Annotated in this window: 23 protein-coding genes; 3 read left to right on the top strand and 20 right to left on the bottom strand. The window is 37.6% G+C overall.

Annotated features, from left to right (window positions below):
* Positions 1–24: 24 nt before the first annotated feature.
* From DW721_RS00330 to DW721_RS00295, 8 genes are all read right to left on the bottom strand, one after another.
* Positions 25–342 (bottom strand): thioredoxin domain-containing protein, encoded by a 318-nt coding sequence (locus DW721_RS00330; protein ID WP_055944540.1) that lies wholly within the window; start codon positions 340–342, stop codon positions 25–27.
* A gap of 131 nt (positions 343–473) precedes the next feature.
* Complete coding sequence (locus DW721_RS00325) at positions 474–719, bottom strand: sulfurtransferase TusA family protein (RefSeq protein WP_022014022.1); 246 nt, start codon at positions 717–719, stop codon at positions 474–476.
* The gene (locus DW721_RS00320) at positions 712–1,572 is read right to left on the bottom strand and encodes a 4Fe-4S binding protein (RefSeq protein ID WP_055944543.1); all 861 of its coding nucleotides are present in this window, start codon (positions 1,570–1,572) and stop codon (positions 712–714) included. The genes DW721_RS00325 and DW721_RS00320 overlap by 8 nt, the downstream gene beginning before the upstream one ends.
* Before the next feature lie 127 nt (positions 1,573–1,699).
* On the bottom strand, positions 1,700–2,926 hold the full coding sequence (locus tag DW721_RS00315; RefSeq protein ID WP_118744433.1) for an aminotransferase class I/II-fold pyridoxal phosphate-dependent enzyme: 1,227 nt from the start codon (positions 2,924–2,926) through the stop codon (positions 1,700–1,702).
* Positions 2,927–3,174: 248 nt separating this feature from the next.
* A complete protein-coding gene (locus DW721_RS00310) occupies positions 3,175–4,695 on the bottom strand; it encodes a sodium/proline symporter (RefSeq protein ID WP_022014019.1) in 1,521 nt (506 codons plus the stop codon).
* A 311-nt stretch (positions 4,696–5,006) separates the two neighbouring features.
* Positions 5,007–5,231, bottom strand: a complete 225-nt coding sequence (locus DW721_RS00305) for a Lar family restriction alleviation protein (protein WP_118744432.1) — start codon at positions 5,229–5,231, stop codon at positions 5,007–5,009.
* A gap of 205 nt (positions 5,232–5,436) precedes the next feature.
* The gene (locus DW721_RS00300; protein WP_118744431.1) at positions 5,437–6,744 is read right to left on the bottom strand and encodes an MFS transporter; all 1,308 of its coding nucleotides are present in this window, start codon (positions 6,742–6,744) and stop codon (positions 5,437–5,439) included.
* A 160-nt stretch (positions 6,745–6,904) separates the two neighbouring features.
* Positions 6,905–7,723: an AraC family transcriptional regulator gene (locus DW721_RS00295; protein WP_118744430.1), complete on the bottom strand. Its 819-nt coding sequence runs from the start codon at positions 7,721–7,723 to the stop codon at positions 6,905–6,907.
* A 134-nt stretch (positions 7,724–7,857) separates the two neighbouring features.
* Here DW721_RS00295 and DW721_RS00290 point away from each other — a divergent pair, with 134 nt between their 5' ends.
* Positions 7,858–8,715 (top strand): helix-turn-helix domain-containing protein, encoded by an 858-nt coding sequence (locus DW721_RS00290; protein WP_118744429.1) that lies wholly within the window; start codon positions 7,858–7,860, stop codon positions 8,713–8,715.
* A 116-nt stretch (positions 8,716–8,831) separates the two neighbouring features.
* On the opposite strand, the gene DW721_RS00285 is transcribed toward DW721_RS00290, so the two are convergent.
* The 12 genes from DW721_RS00285 to DW721_RS00225 form a co-directional block, all read right to left on the bottom strand.
* Entirely contained in the window at positions 8,832–12,428 is a 3,597-nt protein-coding gene (locus DW721_RS00285; protein ID WP_118744428.1) for a leucine-rich repeat domain-containing protein, read from the bottom strand.
* A 155-nt stretch (positions 12,429–12,583) separates the two neighbouring features.
* Entirely contained in the window at positions 12,584–12,772 is a 189-nt protein-coding gene (locus DW721_RS00280; protein WP_118744427.1) for a LytTR family transcriptional regulator DNA-binding domain-containing protein, read from the bottom strand.
* A gap of 202 nt (positions 12,773–12,974) precedes the next feature.
* On the bottom strand, positions 12,975–13,487 hold the full coding sequence (locus DW721_RS00275) for an LPD16 domain-containing protein (protein ID WP_118744426.1): 513 nt from the start codon (positions 13,485–13,487) through the stop codon (positions 12,975–12,977).
* A 249-nt stretch (positions 13,488–13,736) separates the two neighbouring features.
* Positions 13,737–14,519, bottom strand: coding sequence for a hypothetical protein (locus DW721_RS00270; RefSeq protein WP_118744425.1), 783 nt, complete (start codon positions 14,517–14,519; stop codon positions 13,737–13,739).
* 1 nt (position 14,520) lies between these two features.
* The gene (locus tag DW721_RS00265) at positions 14,521–15,453 is read right to left on the bottom strand and encodes a hypothetical protein (RefSeq protein ID WP_022014677.1); all 933 of its coding nucleotides are present in this window, start codon (positions 15,451–15,453) and stop codon (positions 14,521–14,523) included.
* 235 nt (positions 15,454–15,688) lie between these two features.
* Complete coding sequence (locus DW721_RS00260; RefSeq protein WP_118744424.1) at positions 15,689–16,483, bottom strand: response regulator transcription factor; 795 nt, start codon at positions 16,481–16,483, stop codon at positions 15,689–15,691.
* Between the two features lie 227 nt (positions 16,484–16,710).
* Entirely contained in the window at positions 16,711–17,004 is a 294-nt protein-coding gene (locus DW721_RS00255) for a DUF1016 N-terminal domain-containing protein (RefSeq protein ID WP_243035914.1), read from the bottom strand.
* Positions 17,005–17,029: 25 nt separating this feature from the next.
* Entirely contained in the window at positions 17,030–17,434 is a 405-nt protein-coding gene (locus DW721_RS00250; protein WP_055169603.1) for a hypothetical protein, read from the bottom strand.
* 21 nt (positions 17,435–17,455) lie between these two features.
* The gene (locus DW721_RS00245; protein WP_243035913.1) at positions 17,456–17,794 is read right to left on the bottom strand and encodes an RNA methyltransferase; all 339 of its coding nucleotides are present in this window, start codon (positions 17,792–17,794) and stop codon (positions 17,456–17,458) included.
* The gene (locus tag DW721_RS00240) at positions 17,742–19,556 is read right to left on the bottom strand and encodes a recombinase family protein (RefSeq protein WP_243035912.1); all 1,815 of its coding nucleotides are present in this window, start codon (positions 19,554–19,556) and stop codon (positions 17,742–17,744) included. The genes DW721_RS00245 and DW721_RS00240 overlap by 53 nt, the downstream gene beginning before the upstream one ends.
* A 70-nt stretch (positions 19,557–19,626) precedes the next feature.
* Positions 19,627–19,776: an SHOCT domain-containing protein gene (locus DW721_RS00235; protein WP_118744421.1), complete on the bottom strand. Its 150-nt coding sequence runs from the start codon at positions 19,774–19,776 to the stop codon at positions 19,627–19,629.
* A 1,103-nt stretch (positions 19,777–20,879) separates the two neighbouring features.
* Positions 20,880–21,284, bottom strand: a complete 405-nt coding sequence (locus DW721_RS00225) for a hypothetical protein (protein ID WP_118744420.1) — start codon at positions 21,282–21,284, stop codon at positions 20,880–20,882.
* Positions 21,285–21,502: 218 nt separating this feature from the next.
* Here DW721_RS00225 and DW721_RS00220 point away from each other — a divergent pair, with 218 nt between their 5' ends.
* Entirely contained in the window at positions 21,503–21,898 is a 396-nt protein-coding gene (locus tag DW721_RS00220) for a BlaI/MecI/CopY family transcriptional regulator (RefSeq protein WP_118744419.1), read from the top strand.
* On the top strand, positions 21,891–23,690 hold the full coding sequence (locus DW721_RS00215) for a BlaR1 family beta-lactam sensor/signal transducer (RefSeq protein ID WP_118744418.1): 1,800 nt from the start codon (positions 21,891–21,893) through the stop codon (positions 23,688–23,690). Before DW721_RS00220 ends, DW721_RS00215 begins: the two co-directional genes overlap by 8 nt.
* The last annotated feature ends 63 nt before the right edge of the window (positions 23,691–23,753 follow it).

Below are 23,753 nucleotides of genomic sequence, written 5' to 3'. Positions count from 1 at the left end.
AATCCGCTCTGCCGCCTGATAGTTTTAAAGTAAAGCACCAAGTTTCTCTTCTATCTCGGCTTTCTTTACAAGACCTCTTGTTCTGTCTGTTTCTTCCCCGTCTTTAAAAAAGACAAGAGTTGGCGAAGCCATGACTTCATATTTCTCCATAAGTTCTTCATCAAAATTGATGTTTACTTTTACAACTTTTGCCTTATCCTCGTAATCATCTTCTATGTCACCGAGGATAGGTGAAAGCTGTTTACATGGAATACATGAATCTGAATAAAAATCTACAATTACCGGAAGTTCTGATTGCAATACTTCCTTTTCAAAATCATCTTTAGAAACTCTCTTTGCCATTCTTCGCCCTCCTGTTTTAAGCGATATGCCGCTTTTAAATGACATATCACATTTTATTTTTATATTTAATAAAGTTACTTATTTAAAAGCTGCTTTATTTAAAGAACTTTGCCTTTTATTTTTCAACAGATTTATTCTTCAACCTTTTTAACGATAAGGTCATATGTTCCATTTTCATTGTCAATAAGTTTAAGTATCTGCTGTCCTTCTTCCTTAAAACTTCTCGGAACATTCTGAACCGGCTCACCCTCATTCATTGTAACGGCGAGCACCTGTCCTACTTCTATCTCCTCCATTGCCACCTTTGCCTTAACAAAAGTCATAGGGCAGACTACATCAGTAATATCTACTCTCTCATCAATCTCAAAATCAGCCATTGTACGCCTCCTTTATAACCTTTTCAAATTTATCAAGTCCTACTCTGTCCAAAGTAAACTTAAATCTCTCACTTGGTTTTGCATTGTCATCAAAGAACTGGATAGCTGCATCAGTAATTCTGAAAAGCTGCTCTTCTGACTCAACAACAGGAAGTAACTCCTTACCTTTGACAATCCGGTTTCCAAATAATCCACCAAATGATACAAGGTATCCTGTCTTTACATCCCATGCGTCAGTAGGACAGGCTTTTGAACAGCGTCCGCAGTAATTACACTTAGACTCGTCAACCTTAACAACACCGTCTGCTATAGTGATTGCACCTTCCCTGCAGGCTTTCTCACATACTCCACAATTTATGCAGGCATCCTGTTTCCATGAAACGATAGCTGCTCCTTTGATTCCTACATCATTCTCCTCTGCCTTAAGACAGTTGTTCTGACATCCTGTTACACCAAATTTAAACTTATGAGGAAGTTCTCTTGCATAATATCTGCTGTCAAGTTTCTTTGCAATATCGTATGAATCAATATTTCCGCCAGGACATATCTGATTTCCCTGACAGGCTGTGATAGTACGAACTCTAGGTCCGCACACACCAGGCTTACATCCGCCCTTTGCAAGTTCTTCTTTTACTTCATCAACATCATCAATCTTGATAAAAGGTATTTCCACACTCTGTCTTGATGTGAGATGCACATGACCGTCTCCGTATTTCTCAGCTACTTCAGCAATCTTTACAAGATTTTCTGCTGTAAGGTTTCCACCTACAACCTGCAATCTAAGTGAAAAATTATTTTTCTGTTTCTGACGCATAAATCCGCCTTTTTTTAATGCTGCATAATCTACTGCCATATTTTCCTCCTTGTTTATGAAACCTTTTTAATATGAAGTTTCATACTTTAATGGTATTTTTTCTGCATACATTCTGTTATTTCCAAAATGTTTTTGCACCTCATCTGCCATTTTATAACAAATGAACTTAGTTTTCTTTTAATACTCTGTCGAAATCCTCGATAAGATCTTCTATATCTTCTATCCCGACACTTATGCGAATCATATCATCAAAAACATTTGCATCTTTCTTTTCCTGTTCAGAACTGTGAACATTGAGCGTTGATGATGGGTGGACTATGAGAGTCTTTGTATCACCTATATTTGACACAATCTTCGGAATCTTAAGACCATCCATTATCGAAAATGCTCTTTCTTTACTTCCGACTCTCACTGTAATGATAGCTCCAAATCCATTATGTAGTACCTTAAGTGCTGTCCAATACCAATCACTGCTTTCAAGGCCCGGATAATTGACCTTAAGGTCTTTATATTCTTCAAGATGTTTAGCAAGTTTCAGTGCATTGCTACAGGCTCTCTCCATTCTAAGTCCGAGAGTTTCCATTCCGAGAAGATTGTAAAATGCTGTCTGAGGTGCGATACACGCTCCTATATTTCTAAACAATCCATTGCGGAGTTTTGCTGTAAATGCAAGCTTTCCAAACACTTTAAACTCCTTCATTCCCGGATATTTTTCAAAATCCCACTTGAACTTTCCACCATCTGTAATGACACCGCTTATTGCATCACTGTTTCCGTTTATATACTTTGATGTTGAATTGATGACAATATCTGCACCAAGTTTTAACGGCTGTGTAAGATAAGCAGATGCAACTGTATTGTCAATAATGAGTGGAATACCTGCTTCATGTGCAATAACTGCAAGTGCTTCAATATCAGCAACATCAAGTTTTGGATTTCCTATAGTCTCTGCAAATACAAGCTTAGTCTTTTCGTTTATTGCTGCCTTTACAAGCTCATGATCGTTTATGTCTACAAACTTAGTAGTTATACCATATGCCTCAAAGTCATGGAAAAGATCTATCGTTCCACCATACAAGCCTGTACTTACGACAATCTCATCTCCTGCCTGAGTGATATTTAATAAAGCACATGACACTGCTGCCATACCGGATGCACACGCCACCGATGCCATACCACCCTCAAGAACAGTCATCCTGTCTTCAAATGCTGTTATCGTCGGATTGCCAATTCTTGTATAAGAAAAACCGGGTGCTTTATTTGCAAACAGTTTTTCATGCTGTAAAGCTGATTCCTGATAAAACGCACTGGACTGGTAAATAGGTGTAAGCGTAGCTCCTGTAGCCTTATCTCCCGGTGCAGCACTATGTAATAATGCTGTATTAAATCTCATATTATTTATCACCTTTCCTACTAAACATATAATTCCTATCTCTTTAATATGAATTACTATGTCTAGTAATATACGCTACTTTAATGCAGTTGTCAAGATATAAATTCGCAATTACCTGATAATTATATTAAATTTTTTTGTGTGGAGCAAGTTTTTAGTTTTTTATATTTGGGACGAACACAAAAACAGAGGTCATTTTGTAACCTCTGTTTTTGTATTTCCATATGCTATATTTATGCTATATTTCCTTACTTTCCCGCTGCCTTATCAAATTCAGCTAACACTTTGTCTGATGGCTTATTTGTGAGCAGGCTTACTATTATTATCACTGCCAGCGATACAAGAAATGCCGGTAATAATTCATATATATCTAATGCTCCTCCAAGTGGACGCACGAGATATTTCCAAACAAATACCATTACTCCTCCTGCCACCATTCCTGATAACGCTCCCGCAAGTGTGCTTCTTCTCCAGAATAATGCACAGAGCATTACTGCACCGAATGACGCTCCAAAGCCTGCCCATGCAAACGATACGATTCCGAATACGCTGGAATTTGGATTTCTTGCCATAAATATACTTACTATAGATATACCTATTATCGTAAGTCTTGCCGTAAACAGGCTTTTCTTTTCGTCCATCTCTATATGAAAGAAATCATGAAGTATATTCTGCGATACGCCCGATGCTGCCGTAAGAAGCTGGCTGTCTGAGGTTGACATTGTCGCTGCCAATATTCCTGCAAGGATAACACCTGCTATAAGTGCCGCAAGTACACCATGTCTGCTTATAAGTCCGGTAATCCTTACGATAACAGTCTCACTGTCTGCAAGATTTTCAAGTGAACCTGCTTTTGTCATTGCAAGTCCTACAACACCAATAAATATACCAACTGTCATAGCTATAACAACCCATACACTTGCGATTCTTCTTGAAAGCGTAAGTTTTTTTTCATCCTCAATAGCCATAAATCTTACAAGAATATGCGGCATACCAAAATATCCGATTCCCCATGCAAGTGTTGACACTATTGAAATAAAACTAAAACTGTTTGATGTATTGTTTGCGGCATCAAATGTGTTATTTAATGAAAGATAACCCGGAAGTGACCTTGCATTGTCCATAACTGCCGCAAATCCACCTGCTGAATTGATACCATATGTAACGACTGTTACAAGTGCAAGTGACATTACGATACTCTGGATAAGGTCTGTCGTGCAGACTGCACCGAAACCGCCCATGATGGTATAACCTATGATAACAAGTGCTGACACTATCATAGCCGCCATATAATCAACACCAAATAATGTATGGAAAAGCTTTCCACAAGCTGCAAAACCGGATGCCGTATATGGCACAAAGAATATTATGATAACAAGTGCCGCAATGGCATTGATGATATTTTTATTATCATGATACCTTTTTGAAAAGAAATCAGGCACCGTGATAGCCCCGATATTACTTGAATATCTGCGAAGCCTTCTCGATACAAAGAACCAGTTCAGCCATGTTCCAATTCCAAGACCGATTGCCGTCCATGCCGCACTGCATATTCCTGAAAGATATGCCACTCCCGGAAGTCCCATAAGAAGCCAGCTTGACATATCACTCGCCTCGGCACTCATCGCCGTAACAAAAGGTCCCATTTTTCTTCCACCGAGATAAAAATCCTCGGCATTGTTGTTGTTCTTGCTAAAAGCAAAGCCAACATACAGCATTGCTCCAAGATATACAACAATTGCTATGATAATACATACATTTGCACTCATTTAAAAACTCTCCTCGTTTGTTTTATTTGGAATCTGATTTTATCAGACCACTCAACGAGATATATTATCACAAATTGTTATATTTGTCATTACATTTTGTAATACAAAGTGTAACAGTTCAGCCGTAAAAAGATAATTGACAATATAATGAGCTTGTTCATTATATTGTCAATTATCTTTTTACGGTAGAATAGCCTTTCATTTATTACATGAAAGGAACAAAAGCTGCAAAGCAGCGACTGACAGCTTGCTGGCAGGTTTATGAATGTAATAAATGAAAGGCTGAACTGTTACACTTGACCATGTGAAAATCATTCTCCCGGACTGCTTGAAATAACGTTTCCCGTATTCCAAAGCATAACTGTCCTTTTGGCGGCATCCAGCCTTTCTTCTTCTGAATGAAAATCAATCGTAACTGAATGACAGCCACATTCCATGCACATAACATAATAGCCGCAGCCACACTCCTCCTCTAATAAAGCTCCACCGTCACATAAAGGACAGTCATTGATGTCTAACATATCTTCAATATTCATAGTCTACCTCTTTTCTTTCTGCTATCTTCATAGCTGCTGTATTTTGTTCATTGTACCACAAATTTGCAGGAAAAGAGAGCTTATTCTTTTGCTGGTTATCTTAACATATTCCTATCGTCCACGCAATGCGAAGTTAAGTTTTTATTAATTTGCTTTTCCAACAAATAGACGCTCCCGATATTATTATATAATCTTTTACTAAAATTTATTGGTCTAACTGTTTTATTGCAGGATTGCATTTCAAAATTGTTAGTGCAGCAATCCCTGTTAATCCCGCAAGAACAAATATCAGTCCTATTCCTGAACCGTTCTGCCGTCCAACAAGAAAAGTTATAATATTTTTACTTAAAGACATTTTCTCCATAAATGGTTCAAATACGTAGTCAGCCAACATACCACCACATAAAAAACCTAATGGTGTTAATGCCTGCGTAATCATACCCTGTAATGAAAAAACTCGTCCCTGCATAGATGTATCAACTTTTTCTCTTATGATTATTGTCTGATATGTATGATATATCGGACTTCCAAAACAACCAATAAATACGACACTACACCACCATACAAGATTTCTTCCCATTCCAAACAATGTAATTCCAATCAAACACATATAACTGCCAAAATACATTAATGGTAATTTTTTTTGTGGCTGTTTTATTACTGACAACAGTACACTTGCCACTATACAGCCTAATGCCATAAATGAAGAAACAATCCCAACTATTGTTTCATTATTGTTTGTTCTCGCCAAAAGAAGTGGTGTAAACATACCATCAAATGAAATTGCTCCTATAAATTCCAAAATACAATACATAAACAGAAGCATTAAAATCGGTCGATTCCCAACTACAAAGTCAATCCCTTCTTTCAATCCATTCCATATTTCCGAAAATGATGTTTGATTGTCAGAGGGAATTTCATCAGGTATCTGCACAACAAATAATAACGCTAAAAATGCAAATACAAATGTGCATAAATCAATTATTAAAATCCATTGTAATCCCAACATATTAAGAATTGCCGTTGCCAAAATCGGCTGAAATATCCCAACCAATGCACTTATTGTAGATTGAATTCCACCAATTCTTGCATAATCTTTTTTATCAACTAATAATGTTACGGTAACTTGAGAAGCAGGATTTTGAAATGCATTCATAAATCCATTAATCACATTAACCAGACACAATACCCACAACTGTAAATCCCCCAAAATATAACAACTCAGAAGAATTACTGAACCTACTGCAGCTATAGAATCGCAAATAAGCATAATTTTTTTCTTATTCATTTTATCAACAGCCGCTCCTCCTAAAAGACTCACAATTAAATATGGGACTGTACTGCAGATTGCCAGTAAAGATGCAGACATAACCTGTCCACTTTTAGAATACATCCAAATAACGGTCGCAAATCCAGTCATTGAAGTTCCCAATTCTGATACAGTCTGACTAATAAAAAAAATCATAAAATTATACATCTTGTTTTCTGTTTTATTCATATTTTGCCCTTTCATTTTCTACACTTCTCCCTGTCTATCTCCACATTATAAATCCGTTTTTCTGCTTTTTTAGTATATATCGGCATAATTACCTCAACCATACACTTTATCGTGGCACAATTAACATTGCATATTGCCTAAAAATCAATCAACTTCCAAAAGATGCGGCAAACCGTTATTGTTCTGTCACATCTGCTTGTGAAAATACATCATATTTTAATTTTCGATATTCGCTCGGATTAATTCTATAGCGTTCCTTAAACACTCTATTAAATGTTCTCTGGCTGTCAAAGCCACTATCCAAACAGATGTCAAGAATTGTATCTCCTGAATTCACTAACCTTGTACATGCATAACTCAGTCTGGCATCATTAAGACACTGATTGAAATTGCGGTGAAATGTTTTAGAAAACACTCGTGACAAGACATATTTACTCACTCCGAGATCATGTGCCATCTCCTCTAAAGAAAATTTTTTTCTAAAATTTCCTGATACATAAGATACCGTTCGGTATATCAAATCATCGCTTCCCACACAACTTTTTTCCACCAACTCCATTTTTCCTATACATCTTACCAGAACAATTTGAATATACGCTTGAACAACCATCGTTTCTTTTTCTTCCATTTGGATAATCGCCTGAATTGCATTATAAACATCCGGTTCAATCTGTCTCGCACGAATAACCGGATATTTAGGAGCATATCCTTGTATTTTATCTTTAAATACTCCTGCAAAAGAAGATGGAACCAAAATATAATCTGCCCGGCTTGTTTTTTCTGAAAACACCTGATAATGATGAATAATATCAGAAAAGACAAATCCGATATCACACTTTTCCATATGATATAATTCCTGCCCCACTCCTATCTCGAGTGTTCCTTCCGTTACGCACACAATTTCCAATGCATTATGTAAATGTGGAGATATATGTTTTGACACTCTTTGAGCTGCATATACCTCTTCCTTTGTTTCCTTAAATGTCAAATGCATTGATACATCTCCCCTTTATTACTTGATTTTTGATTTTCTTTGCAATATTTGTCTATATTTTCTTTTAATTTGGCAAGCATTCTTATCCAGCCTATCCTATAATGAATTTGCAAACAAGGAAAGGAGGATTCAAAATGTATATAAATTCCGGTTATCACAACCACTCCCTTATAGACTTCAAAGATAAAAGCCGACCACTTATTGTAGGAAGCTGTGGCACCTATCGTCTATCTTCACACCCAAAGCTTCCAACTTATCGTCCCAGAGGAAGACTTGACTTTCAAATCATCTATATAGCTGCCGGACGAGCTCATTTTCATTTTGACAACACAGATGATGATACTGTCGTTACAGCAGGCAATATCGTACTTTACCGCCCCAAGGAATTTCAGAAATATGAATACTATGGCATTGATAAAACAGAAGTTTACTGGGTACATTTTACCGGAAGTGATGTAAAGAACATTTTAAGAAGTTATGGTTTCCCGAATGACCAGCGTATCTTCCATGTTGGAACATCACTAGAATACGAACGTATTTTCAAACAAATTATTTTAGAATTACAAAGATGCCAGGATAACTACGAAGAAATGCTGACACTATTGCTGCGTCATTTACTGATTGTCTTTCACCGGGAGCTTAACAGCAAATACGTACTAAAAAATGAATACCTAGATCATGAAATGGATACTGCTGCTTCCTATTTTAACGAAAACTATAACCGTGATATCAAAATTGAAGAATATGCTGCTTCTAGTGGAATGAGTGTCAGTTGGTTTATTCGGAACTTCAAAAAATCTACCGGTACAACACCAATGCAGTTTATCACCTCCATCCGAATCACTAATGCCCAGATGTTATTGGAAACCACAAATTATGCCGTAAATGAAATTGCACGCATTGTAGGTTACGATAACCAACTGTATTTCAGTCGGCTGTTTCATAAACAAAAGGGCTGTTCGCCATCCGAATATCGAAAACTTTTAAAATGAACCAACAAAAAAACACCTCCTACCGGTTAGCCCCGGCAAGAGGTGTAAAAGGATGTTTGTATTCAATTTTCACAAATTTACAAAGTGCTTCCATTGCAAGCATCCGGGTTTTGAAATTAATATCTCTTAATCTTGACCTTCTTAGAAAGTCCTTTCGCACGAAGCAGCTTCTTATATGCCTTGTACTCACTCTTTGGCACTTGCACGACAACCTTTTTGCCAACACTGCGAAATGCTCCTTTGGCGACTGACTTCTTCGTCATTTTCTTTGTCTTGATTACGATTTTCTTTAACTTCTTACATCCGGCAAATGCATCTTTGCCAATCTTTATCACATTCTTTCCTATAATAACACTTACAAGCTTAGTACACTTTGCAAAGGCATTTTTGCCGATGGAAACGATGTTATTTCCAATCACGACTTTTGTAATCTTTTTATTATTCTTAAAGGCATTGTCGGCGATGGATGTTACTCTATAAGATACTCCATCAACCTTAGCCTTTGCCGGAATGGTAACCGTTCCTTTTGCAGTACTCTTTGGAGCAATGTACTGTACTGTCGGTGTTTTGCCTTTGCCACTCGTAACTATGTAAGTCGAACCATCGTTGCCCTTTATCTTCGTACCTTTTTTCGGTACAGACGGCTTATCGGTTGTTCCCGATGATGTACCGCCGCCAGATGTACCATCACTTGATGAGCCTCCACTTGAGGCACCGCCACTGGATGAAGAACCACCTCCTGACGATGAACCATCTCCTGTAGCTGGAATGATAATGCTTGACTTATCGGTAATCTCCGTCTTCGCCGCATTATCCGCAAAGTACTTGCCGCAGCCTGCATTCTCACATACATAGTATGCTATATTGCCTGCCACAGTCGCTGTCGCATCCTTTGCTGCTACTTCTCTTAACAGATGACCCGGATGCGTAATCACAGATCCTTTGGTCACTAATACGGTACAGTCCTTACAATAGACATCGCCACTGTATCCATCCTCGGTACAAGTAACTTCTTTCTTATCTCTCACTTCCGTATTCTTATGGTCACAGGAACTGCGAGTAATGGTGATTGTCACGCTCACATTCTCATAATTGCCCTTGTCTGCTCCTGTATAAACTGCTGTTGCTGTCACAGCCACACCATCTGTAAGTTCTTTATCCTTGTCGGTGTCTGACCAGTTCCAGCCATCCGGAAGCGTGATATCACCAACCTTCTTTGCACTGTGCGCCGGTGCCATCGCAGCTTCCGGCATGTTTGGAGCTTTCGCTGCCTTGTTGACCGTAAGACTGATTTTCATATCAACAGCATTATAATTATCTGTATCTGATGGTGTAAATGTCACATCATACTCTGTCTTTCCGCTGTCGGCTACTGTAGGCTTAATATTACTATTCTTCCATGCAAATGTTCCTGCTACCTCTGTTCCATCGACTGTTTTGTATGTTGCCTTGCCTCCTGTCAGGGTACTGTCAGAAAGCTTTTGTCCGTAAGTAAGTGCGGTTGCTGTCGACTTCTCCGCAATTACAGGTGTTGCCTTGGCTACTGTGATGGCTGCTTTTCCGGTAAGTTCTGCGTAATGCGTACCGTCTGCTGGCTTGAATACCCAGCCCGCCTGTGTGGTTCCGGCTGCCGGTATCTCGTCCGGATTACTCCATGAAAGGATACCTTCTATCACATCATCTGTACCGGCTTCCACAAAAACGGTATTTCCGAGTGTCAGCTTTGAAATCTTTTCACCATAGATCAGCACATTGCTTCCATCTACGGATACGCTGTTTCCACTCTTAATCTCTACCGCCTTCTTATCAATACTACTAATCGTCAGCGTGTATCCAGCATTCTCATAGTTCTCCATTGAAGCTGTTACCGCGATAATTGCTGTCTTTCCAACCTTGGTCGAGTCTACCTGATTTACTTTATAGGTCAGATTTCCGGCTGTATCGACAGTTACCTCACTTAAAAGCTGCTCTGTATCTGTCTTTGCAACCGCATATGTTGTAATGCCCCTATCCGTTGGGAACTTTCCTGCAATATCCACACCGATTGTCTTGCCGGCTGAACCGGCTGAATATGCATAACTCTTTTCCTCACCAGCTATAGTCGGTGAAGCTGCTTTTTCAATCGTAAAATTTATCTCAATAGAAACTATGTTATCTCCTGTGCCTAATGTAAGCTTTGCTTTGTATGTACCAGCATTTTTCGGTGCTGTTGTACTATAAGTAGATGGTGTGCCATTTGTTACCGTTGCATAGGTAATGGCATTTTCAGGAATTGTCTCTATACCCGTGTTGCCAGAGTCTATTGCTGTTCCGGCTTTCTTTTCTGTTCCATCATAGACAATCTTTTCATCTGATGTTGCTGCCGGCTGTGTAAGTTTTACGGTGTAGGTTGCACCACACTCGCTACAAGCTTCCTTAATAGCATTACCATTTTCTACAGGCTCATAAGCAAAAGAATGTTCTCCATATATTGACGTACTCTGATTGGAATATACCTTTGTTGAACTGCCCGGTTTTCCTTCACAGCCGTCATATTTATCTACCTGATAAACTCTTTTTGTGCTATCAAGAACAGGATATGTATCACCATTTCCGCCAAGTGCCTGCCCCCATACAGAACCACTGTAAGTTACGGCATCTTCACCTTCACCTACTGTACAACCTTGTGAGAGAAGATACGCAACTTCACCGCTTGCAAATTGTGCGGTGGTTTTGCCGCCATTTTCATCTTCTGTGTCTGCGAGGTGATAGCAATTTTTGATTGGCCCATAATAGTATCCACATATACCGCTTATATCAGCATCTGAGCTAGTAGCGGTAACAATTCCTATGTTATAACAGTTTGAAATTGGTGCAATACTACAGCCACACACACCACCCACAGAAGCTACTGAGCCGGTAGCGGTAACAGTTCCTGTGTTATAACAGTTTGTGATTGTGCCACCATTGTATCCACATATACCGCCTATAGCAGCAGATGACTCAATAGCGGTAAGATTCCCTGCATTATAACAGTTTGTGATTGTGCCGTCATTGCGTCCACACACACCGCCCACAAAATTATTCCCCTTGAAATAGGAATCAACAACTCCAACATTTTTTATGTTGCCATCAGCTTCTGAACTTCCGAATAATCCAATACGTGCTGAATTATCATTAAAGTATAAACCACTTACGGTTTTATTATTTCCGTCAAACGTTCCTGAATACAGTGTTATATGATCTCCCATACAATCTGCAATCGGTGTCCAGCTTATAAAATCACTTCCGTTGGAAACATTACCCTCTGTATCGTATTGTAAGGAATCAAGAAGATTTTCATTTACTGTGATGTTGGCTGTCAGAATTGCATTGGCTAATCTGTTTTGTTTAACTCCATCAAGAGTGCCGTTTACAAGTCCTGCAAACCAGTACAGCTGACCTGCATTGCTGATTTCGTAAACATTCTCTTTCATGCTGTCATCGTCAATGTCATATTTGTCAGTTGTTTCAACAGCAGGCTGATATACGGTTGCATTGCATTTCGGGCAGTTTCCGAAACCGTTGCTGTTGAAAGTTATTTCAACCCCCTCATGCTTACACTCTTCCTCTTCCGTGGATTGCTGTTCAGTCTTTCCAGCACTATCATTTGCCTGCACTGCAATTTCTGAATCATTTTCCTCTGCCCCTGCCTGAATCGGTGCCATACCGAATACCATGCAGACAGATAGCATTACCGCCAGACCTCTTTTTATCCGGCATATCTTTTTTTCATAGACTGCCTCCTTTCTTATATCTGTGGATTAAACTGCTTTTGGCTCGCAGCCGTATGGCAGTTCGTGTATCCTATCATCTGCGTCTATCTTATATGTCATTGATAGAAAATTCTCTATCTCAGAAAGTATTCTCCGACCTGTGCCTCCATTGCCTCTAAGGTACTTCTGGTCTTATATACGCTTCCGCTTGTCACATGGATGTAACAGTCATTCACTGATGCCTTGATATATAGTATATCTGCGACATCGATTACCACCTGCTTATGATTTGCCTTGATTTCCAGTTTTTTCTTAAACTGCATGATAACTGTTACTCCTTGTGTCGGTTGAATTTGCTATTATTGTACTGTATTTATGGTGCTATGGCAAGGGGAAGTTTCGTCAACTCCTAAAACAATTCTTCTGTGTAGCCTTGTCTTAATCCTCCAATCATATCTTATGTACTATTTATATTCTAGTGTACTGGCATGTTGCTATTTAGTTAAATGACACAGAATGAATTTTTCATTCTGCAAGGCGGAAGAATGAGCCGTAGCTGGCTACGGCAATTGATGACAACGCAGCAGATGAAAACTTATACAAGTTATTTGGCAAAATGTCAGTGATACAGTGCACTAGGATTCCGATAGAAGGGATACCTTTTAACGGGCTGTCTTGAAACTCCTTCCACAATGCGATTGCTTCCTGCACATCTTTGATCTCATCCAATGTCTCATAGATGGAGTTCTCCGGATCATCATAAACGCCACCGTCCAGTTCTGTGAAATCTGAATCATAGATTGTATAATCATATCCTTCCGTTGCATCCTGAATATAAATGTAACGGTCTGCGATGGAAAATGCTAGTTCGCTTTCCATAAAATAAGCCGCCTGCCTTCCATAAGAAGATACCGTTGTTTTTGCTGTTGTTGCGGCACTGACATTCACTGTATTCTGCGGCATCAAGCCACACAGCATAGATAATGCCAGCAATCCCGTAAGCATCTTCTTACATCTTTTCTTCACTTTTGATTTCATGATAAACCTCATTTCTACGCATATTTCTTTTTCCCTGCATCTTCTGCGTCAGGATGCAGACTGATTCGCTTATTTGTCCAGACTTTCATTCTGCCCTGTCCGGTGGCGGGCGGATAAGAAACTGCATTATTTTTCCTCCAATCAAAAAAGCAGGAAATGTATTATCTTTCTTACATACATTTCCTGCTTCATAAACAGTTGCTATATTTTATTTTTTCAATTCCATACAATACCAAACATTTCTACCGTTTAATTATCTATCAGAACAATATCTTTTCTCTGTATTTCATAACAACGATACAATCGATTTAATATTTGCATTTTGCTGGAACCTGACACTCCAATCGACTTTAAATCAATCATTTCATTCTCCATCTTAAGAAGGAACTGCTCCATATCCCCCCGCACTTCATCATCCAAATGTTTACTTTCCTGATCAAGTAATTGTGCCAGTCGAAAAACATCGTTTTTATGCTTTTTAATATTTCTGCTGTCCACTTTTTCTCCTTTCGCTTTGCGTTCTGTGAGATCCAGCCACGCTTTTGCCTTGAACGGTATCAGACATTCCGCACTCAACACAGAGATTCCATCTATCATCTTTTTACCGCTCTTTAACAATTTGTAATACGCCTCATTCAAAAGTATCGCAGAAAGACTTGATACTTCCTCCTCCATTGGCAATGGGGTGATTCTTGCATCGTCATCTAACAATATCATTTCCGGATTACGAGAAAAGATCTCAATCATGTAGGGATATTCTTTGCTTTTCGGATCAGTAAAACGATAGAATTGTGCTTCACCTGTACTTTTATTACAATGATCATATTCAGCCTCTTTGACAAATTCCCAAAAAGTTTCGCCAAATTCAGCTGTCAATGCCTCAACGATCAATACAAGGTCAATATCTTTTGTTGCCCGAAAAGGCAATTCTTCATTCTCCATAATCAGATCACATGCAGTGCCACCAATGATCACATACTGTTCTTCATAGCCTTGAAATCTTTTCTTAAAATTAGTAATTCCTCGAACCATCCTATCTCTCCCATTCTTTTCTTAACATTTCCTCTACCGCCTCTTCGATTCTTTCATCTGTACTATTCTCAAAAGAAAGTGCCACCGAAGCAGCATCCGCCATTCCATTCTGTGCAAACTGTTTTGGATCATAAGCCCACAGTTCAAGCCTGACTTGTTTCTCCGGATCCACCAATTCTTTTATAAGCAATGACCCGTCAAACTCTTTTTCATACACAGCGTAAGTGATAAGTCTGTCCGGATTCAGCATCGTCTTTTCAGACAGCACCGTCTCACCGGCTATCACCATGTTTGAATTTACAGCAGACTTTTCAATGTATCCATATCTGCGAACCGGTGAGGAAAGATATTTTTCTGCGTTTTTATACAATTCCCACCTGCTACACTGGGACTCTAATACAATTTTTACCCCCTCCTTTTTAACGAGAAGCAATCGAACCGCTTCTATTTGCTTTGTTGCTCGGCTCATCGTCATTGCACTAAACGGCAGTTCTTCTACTGATTCAGACATGTACATTCGTGCTTTGTTATGATACAAATAAAACAAAAATAACTGCTGTGTTGAAAACATAAATTTTTTCACTTTCGGAATTTCCTCTTTTTCATCGGTCAGATATGCTCCCATAAACGGCAGGTAAATCTGCTTAGATGTAACAAAAGGTATTCTATGCTCAATCAAACTTTTTCTTCTGTAATAAGATACAGCAGGAAGATTTAAAATAACAGGAACCGCATCTACTTTCTGTATTCTGCTGATCTGCTTTTTTAATGCCGGTATTGTCGCAAGTTCACTTGTTGGAGTGATCATAATGCATTTTTGTGCTTCAATGTACGCGGTTTGAAAATCATAATTTCCAGCAATATAAAGCGGCAATGATTCCTGCTTATTCCATACTTCATATCGAATCTGTATTCCAAATACCTCTGTGCACATTGTCATCGCCTCCGCTTTTTAACTTTATTTATTTTATTTTAACCTTTAATAAGTTATATGTCAATTATCAAAGTTAAATTTGATAATTTAATACTTAATGCGCATCAATGATATCCTTTGTTCTTAATGTTTCGATAATGCCCTGGGCTATGCTTCCACGAAAGCATTGCTTCTTTGGCACTTGTCTGTATTTTTTATACAGGCTGGCCGTCATTGCCGTTTTACCGCCTTTTCTTCATTTCATGACAATGTATTTTCTGCCTTTTGCTTTCGCTTTCAGCACCTTCCTGTTTTTAACACAAACTTTTACTTTGGAATATTTCTGCAGTTTCGTCGGTGTGCAGCGAAAAAAGGAAGAATCCCTGTTCAGATCGATCGTCATTTTTTTATAAATGACTTTCGTCTTTGCTTCTGCAACATTTTTCTGTGATGCCAATATCATCAGCACCAACATCATGAACACGCCTGTTTTTACTAATCTTTTCATATCATTCACGCTCCTTGCTGTACACTGGTCATTCCCAGCAATGTTATGCTGTGATAAAAGTTCTATGATGTCAAACTCTTTTTTAGCAAGCGGGATTTGCTCCCCGTTATAGTACAGGCTTCTTTCCGTGTAATCTATTGCTAATTTATCATCAAAACGGACTTTTGCAGATTCTCTTTGACGGCGTTCACGCCTTAGATGTGCTGCCACCCTTGCACCAAGCTCATCTATAGAAAAAGGTTTTATAATATAATCATCTGCTCCGACACCAAATCCTTTGATTTTATCTCCGTCCTCAATCCTTGCTGTTAAAAACAGTATAGGACAGGATACAAAATCTCGTATTCGCATACATACTTCCATTCCGTCAATATCTGGCATATTAATATCCAACAAAATAATGTCTGGTTGCTTTTCAGCTTTTTGAATTGCTTCCAAACCATTAACCGCTGTTATGGTATCATATCCATTAAATTCAAAATAATCTTTCAACATAGAAACTATATCGGCTTCATCATCGACAATTAAGATTTTATCTCTCATAAAACGCACCTCCATAGGGTAGCATACAGTATAATTACCAACTATTTATCTACTTTTTTATATCTTGCATCAGTAGGTTTATCCGCTTCTTTTGGTATAAGCCAAACATGATTTACATTCATAGCTCCGTCAAGCTATCTGGTACTCCATTGTGATTTTACAGCTTCCTGCATATAAAATTCTCGTGCTTTATCATTTTCCACACGCATCAAAAGCCGATAATGAGTCTAACTCAATTCGCTACGCAGTGCGTAGCCATTTGGAAATGTCAAATAAAACTGCCTCATATTTTTAAAATTGGCAACAGTAAATCCTTTTCCAAAATCTTGAGTCATTTGTTTCGATAATTCTTTCAATAAACCTGTCTCATACTCCGCCTTTTCGTTACCGCCCTGTTCTTCAATGATTGATTTTCCGATATTCCAATAGGCTTCAACCATTGCAAAATTGGCTGTTTGATAGACTTTATTTCTCGCTGTTATCAAGATGTTCTTTATCTCATCATAAAATTTTTGTTCCATAAAAACCTCCGCAAGACACCTAGTTTTATTTGTATAAATCCTTTCTCAATCGATTTACAAGTATATTAAATTGTTCCTCACTTTTCTGGTAAATAAATTTTTCTAATTCCTTGACAAGACCATCATCTTTTGAAATTAACTTCAACTTAGGAATTGCCATCTTTAAATCATTTATTGCATTATTTCTATTTTCATCATCTGATAGCTCTTGTATATTATACCTTGCAACTCCTAAAGAAAATTTCGCTTCGGCTGGAAAAAGTACAATTTGCGCAAATACAATTATAGATTCATATACTCTCTTTTTTTCCTCAAAAACATACTTTTTCTTATCTTGCAATGGTTGAAAAATAAATGTGGACAATATCAACGTTATTACAGAAGAACCTAATATACTAATAATTATGGAAATTACATTATCTATACTCATTTGTCCCCTTCCCTGCTACAATTAAATCACTTCAAAATGCTTCAATGCATCCTTTATCGCTTCCACTTTCTCCGCTGTCGGATGCTTCCTTGGCTGTTTCAATTCTTCTACCGCATTAGGAGCATCATACATTGGCAAGCCTAAATCTCTCTTTACCTCTGCGATATATGCGGTATGTACCTTAAAGCCGTATTTCGCTTCTATGTACTCCTTAATCATTTTGTAGGTCACTCGTTCCTTGGGCTTGTATTCTTCGGCTCTTTTAGCGATATTATCAAGCGGAACTTTTCCCTCACCCTCGCCAAACTCAACTTTTACGTTGATATGTCCGTCTAGCTTTTTGTGGGAAAGCAGTACCACAGTCTCCACATGTGTTGAGACTACTTTCGGAATACACTGCCTCCAGCTTGTCACTAACATTGGAACACATTTTATCGACGGATGCACCAAGTTTCTCCATGGCATCTTTAGCCGTCTTTCGCTTTCCAAACTGCTTTTTTGCATTGTCAAATCCATCCTTGAAACCTGTTTTGTATATAAAAGTTATTTTATAGGGAACAGCATTTCCATCTTTATCATAACCACCTATAATAACCTTTTCAATAACACTTTCAAAAACAGCTCGATCAAACTCCTCTAAAACACCATTGTTTTTGAGAGATTTTCTAAATTCATTTAATCGTCTTCGAAGGTTACATTCTTCTTCAGACTGTTTCTCATAATAATTTAGCTTTGCCCGATTTTGTGTCAACTCTTTTTCATAAGAAAGCTCTGCCTCTTCGTAAATATCCTGTGCAATTATCCCACTCAAATATTTATCCAGCAAATTCTTACGCTTATTTGTTATATTATTTATCTTCTTTTCCAGACGATGCATCATTTCTTGTGAATCATCTTCCTTCAAAGTTTTCTCAACTCTTCGTAGAAATTTCTCCAATACATCCTTGTGATCCGTGCATATCATGCGGTATGATTCCACAAATGCCTTTTCAATAACTTCCTCCGGCATACCTTTACACTTCGGACAATATTGCTTTCCATTCCTAACAAAATTATCACATTGCCATATATATTTCTTATACTTTGATCCACTATGCCATGCCCGCCTGCATAATGTAGTATCACAAAAACCACATTTCAACATGCAGCTAAAGGCATATTGTCTACTAAATTTTTCTCGTTTTCCCACAACTACTTCTTTTTTTCTACCACTGGTTCTCCTTGCACGAATTTCCTGTGCTTTTTCAAAAGTCTCTCTTGAAATAATTGGAATATGGTGATCTTTTATATAGAATCTATCCTCTTCCCCTCGATTTTCCAATCTTCTTTTGGAAATTGGATCTACGGTAAAACTTTTACCAAGAAGAATATCTCCCATATATTTTTCATTATTCACCACTCCCATAACACTAGAGCTGCACCATGGATTACCACGTATCGTATGGCTCCCCTGTTGATTCAACTCCTTCGCTATCATAGTGCTTCCAGCTCCGGCAACATATCTGTCAAATATATATCTAACAGTTTCTGCCCCCTCTTCATTTATGGATAATGTCTTAGTCACCAAATCGTAATCATATCCAATGCATCCCTGGAAGCCAACCAACTCCCCTCTCTGCATTTTCATTTTCAAGCCCTTTTTCACATATGCGGAAGTATTCTCCACTTCCTGCTGTGCAACAGAACTCAAAATCGTCATTAAAAACTCGCCATCTTTCAAGGTATTGATTTTCTCTACCTCAAAATATACAGCTATGTTTCGCTCCCTCAGCATACGCACATATTTTAATGTATCTAATGTGTTACGAGCAAATCGTGGCAAGCTTTTGGCAAGTACCATGTCAATCTTTCCATCTTTGCAATCTTGAATGAGTTTCTGAAACTGCTCTCGATTATCCTTAGTTCCTGTCATCGCTTTATCCGCATACACTCCAGCATATACCCAATCCTTATTATTCTTAATCATGTCCGTATAATACCGAACCATAGAGTCATAACTCTTTATCTGATCCTCATCATCCGTACTGACACGACAATAGGCTGCCACACGCATACGCTCTATTTTTCGCGGATTTGCTAAATTCTTATTATTCTCTTGTGCCTTTATCACTTCGACTTTCAATGTCTCACCTCGTTTTTTGTGTTCCATTCGTAGTGTATATAGCCATATATACAATAGTACATTTATTCTGTCAAGGTGAAATATCAGATATAACCTGATAATCTTTTCTTATTGCACGCAGTATCTTTTCATACTCTTCCTCCGTAATCATATTCTTTGACTTTAGTTGCTTGAGCATTGCCAACTGCATACTATATCTTATGATTTTGTTCACATTCATTCGCATATCATTCCTTTTCTATATCTGCTAATAGCAAACAACAACATAACTTATTACCTGCTATTAGCAGATACTCCATATAATCTCCAGTTGAAATCACCGGTCACTGTGGTTAGCAGCACACTCTGGACTCTCACCATCTCCTATAGACCATAAAGGGAGTATTATTATCGTAGAACAGTCGCAACCACGGAATCACCACAATTCCTCTTTTGCATGGATGTTATCGCTCCCGGCATCTCACATCAGGCAGATTGATCATATGTATATTTCCTCTCCATCAATTCATCCTTACCGATCCTGGCGCATCTGCGGCACGGCGCAATGCGTAACTGTTCCCTATGTCCAGTGAAATCATCATATTTAATTGTCGTGCTCCCCCAGAAGAAATGTTTTTCTGTGTGGACACATCTAAATTATAAATGCCTGCTTTACTCTTGCAAAGAACACATATTTCGGTTATCTTCCACGATTTATCGGCGTATTTTTTATAAAGTTCTTTGTTTTATTCAACAAATATTTTACAAAATAAAAAGAGAAAAGATGATAATTACAATTTCGATAACCATTACTCATCTTTTCTCTCAGTTTTCCGCCAATCCCACCAAGTAAGGTCGGTTTAACCATACCTAAAATAGTACAATGCACCAATTTAACAAATTGTGTTTTTTTAACTGTTTATCACATTTTCCCATAATTTTTTACTCCAATCTGTCATTAGTGCTGTCATACCATATCTACAAAGTATCTTTTTACCATTTTTACATTTTATAAGTATGGCTATAACATACTTATAGGAGGTTGCGCTATGGCTCTCAACCCAAAACAGTTTGGCACTGTTATGAAAAATGCCCGTATGGATAAAAAACTCACATAAGCTGAATTGGCTGAAATTCTTGATCTTTCATTATCATATTTGAAAGACTTGGAGCGCTTTAAGAATACTCCCAGCCTTGAGGTTTTTGCCAAAACCATACAATATTTTAATTTATCTGCTGATACTGTAATTTATCCAGATAAAAACCTGAACAACAGTACATACCAAAAATTACAAAGACATCTACTTCAATGCGATGAGAAACAGCTTAAAACTCTCCTCGCAATCACAGAAGCTGTCCTATCAGTCGATGACACTCGCACAGACAATTCTGATATTTAATTTTTGCTCTAATATTCAACTGTTCAAAAATATCATTTGCCACACTATCTTTTTCAATAATTCCCATACCACACAATAAGAACAGACAATCTATATATCCCTGACAATAAGCCTGTTGAGCCTCTAGTGATGCATTATCTTCCAAGCATTCTATCCATTTCTGAATAATTCTTTGTTCGGTTTCCTTCATATGCTTCATCCGCTCTTTTCCAATCGCCTGTATCTTTTCCAATTCATTTTTAGCATTTTTCTGTCCTGGTATCTGAATTATTGATTTTTTCGATAAATTTTCGCCACGCAATTGTTGCATAAATTTCGCCACTTGGTTCCATATCTGATCACTTTCCATATTTTCGCCTCCATTCTTGTATGTAGTATTTACATATTTAGAATTGTTACACCCACAGTTAAAAACGGATTTTAATCACAAGGCGTATTTCTTACACTTGTAATATTTTAATTATTACACGCGTAAGATAAATAATCAAGTTTTTATTTGACTTTGTATATAGTAGGCTTTATAATAAAATATGTATATTACACTCGTAAGAATTAGGAGGTGTCTACATGAGTGCATTACCACAAATATCAGAAGCTGAATATGAAGTGATGAAAATTGTTTGGAAGTATGCTCCTATTAACACAAATGAGATTACTGAAAAACTTTTAGCAACATCTTCATGGAGTGCAAAAACTATACAAACCTTAATCAAACGCCTTGTTAATAAAGGAGTTCTGACCTACGAAAAAGATAGCCGGGTATTCGTTTATTCACCTTTAGTGAAAGAATCTGATTATATTGATCAAAAAAGTAACTCTTTTTTAGAACGATATTTTCATGGGGATATCACCGCCATGTTATCCACATATATTGAAAATGACCACTTATCCGAAACAGAACTGGAAGATTTACGCTCTCTTCTTTCCAAAAAAGATCCTACAGGAGGTTCCACGCATGGATGAATTTATAACCCATTTTTTATTATGCAATATTGTTATCAGTATTATTATTGGCATTTTTTTAGTATCCAAGTGGATCTTTAAAAACACTCTGACAAGCCGGATGCAGTATAATTTATGGTATTTTTTACTTGTTCTGCTTTTAACACCATTTTTCCCAGTACAAAGTAAACAGTTTCCTGACCTTTTTTCCTGGCTCAATCATGTAATTATATCACCGGCATTTCAAACAGATCAAAATAAAACCGTAGTCTCCCCTGCAACCCTCTCCAATTCTTCTGACTGGATGAACGAATTTACTATCTCTGTAAATTCCAGCACTCCGACAATTATCAGAAGCATTTTGTTATGTGTATGGATTGCCGGTATGTTTGTAGTGCTCGTGTTGGTACTAAAGTCCTCACTGCAATTGCGTTCTTTAAAAAGATCCGCACTTCCTCTTCAAAATACCACTATATGCAAACTATATAAACAATGTTTATTCGAGATGAAAATCACAAGGAATATCCCCATTTATAGCACTGCTTTCCTAAAAACACCTATTATTACAGGCATTTTTAAAACCAGAATTTATATGCCAATTCATCTGATATCGGATCATCAGAAAACGGATGTGCGCTATATCTTGCTGCACGAATTACAACATTATAAACACAAAGACTCTCTTGCCAATTATCTAATGTTTCTTACAGCAATACTATATTGGTTTAATCCTATCGTCTGGTATGCGTTAAAAGAAATGCGTAATGATCGAGAGATTGCCTGCGATACTTCCGTTTTAAAAATGCTTGATGAATGCGATTATGAAAAATATGGAAATACACTGATTAATTTTGCTGAGAAGATTTCCTCTTCTCCTTTTCCGTTTACTGCAGGTCTTGGTGGAAATATCAAACAGATAAAACAGCGTATCATTAGCATTGCTTCTTATAAAAATCCCTCTTTTCATAAGAAGGCAATTGGAATTATCGCCTTTATGCTGATTACTGCTGGAATTATAAGTTTTACTCCTTTTATTTCATCCTATGCTGCTATCAACGATCAATATAACTGGAATTATTCTTCAGAAAATATAACGCAGACCGATCTTTCTTCATACTTTAAGAATTATGAAGGCAGCTTTGTTTTATTTAATTCCAATCGTGATAGCTGGACTGTGTATGACATGGAACATGCCACCCATCGTATATCTCCAGACTCCACTTATAAAATATATGATGCACTTTGGGGATTAGAGGAAAATATTATTACACCACAAAACTCCCTACTTATATGGGATGGAAAAGACTATCCTTTTGAAGCATGGAATACTGATCTGACACTAGATTCTGCTATGGCAGCCTCTGCTAACTGGTATTTCCAGACAATAGATGAACGTCTTTCCCTTACTCGTATTCAAAATTATCTAAACAAAATTGAATATGGAAATAAGAATATAATGGGCGGATTATCTTCCTATTGGCTTGAATCCACCTTAAAAATTTCTCCTGTAGAACAAGTGGAACTTCTGAAAAAATTACAAGCCAACAATTTAGAATTCCATTCCAACAACCTTCAGGCAGTAAAGAATTCCATTCTTCTTTCATCTGTCAATGATAAGAAACTTTACGGAAAAACCGGTACCGGACGCATAGATGACAAAGATGTGAACGGTTGGTTCGTAGGTTATATCGAAACAACAGATAATACCTGCTTTTTTGCCACCAATATCAGTGCAAATAGTGATGCTACTGGAAATAGTGCAGCACAAATCACCATGTCTATCTTATCTGACATGAATATCTGGAGACAATAAAATTTCACATGTCTTTTAATTATCAAAGAGATTGGATAAACATACATTTTATAATTCTTTACC

Origin of the sequence: Clostridium sp. AM27-31LB (assembly GCF_003480745.1) — a bacterium.
Classification (GTDB): Bacteria; Bacillota; Clostridia; order Lachnospirales; family Lachnospiraceae; genus Butyribacter; species Butyribacter intestini.
This window is presented reverse-complemented; position numbering and strand designations above follow the sequence as displayed.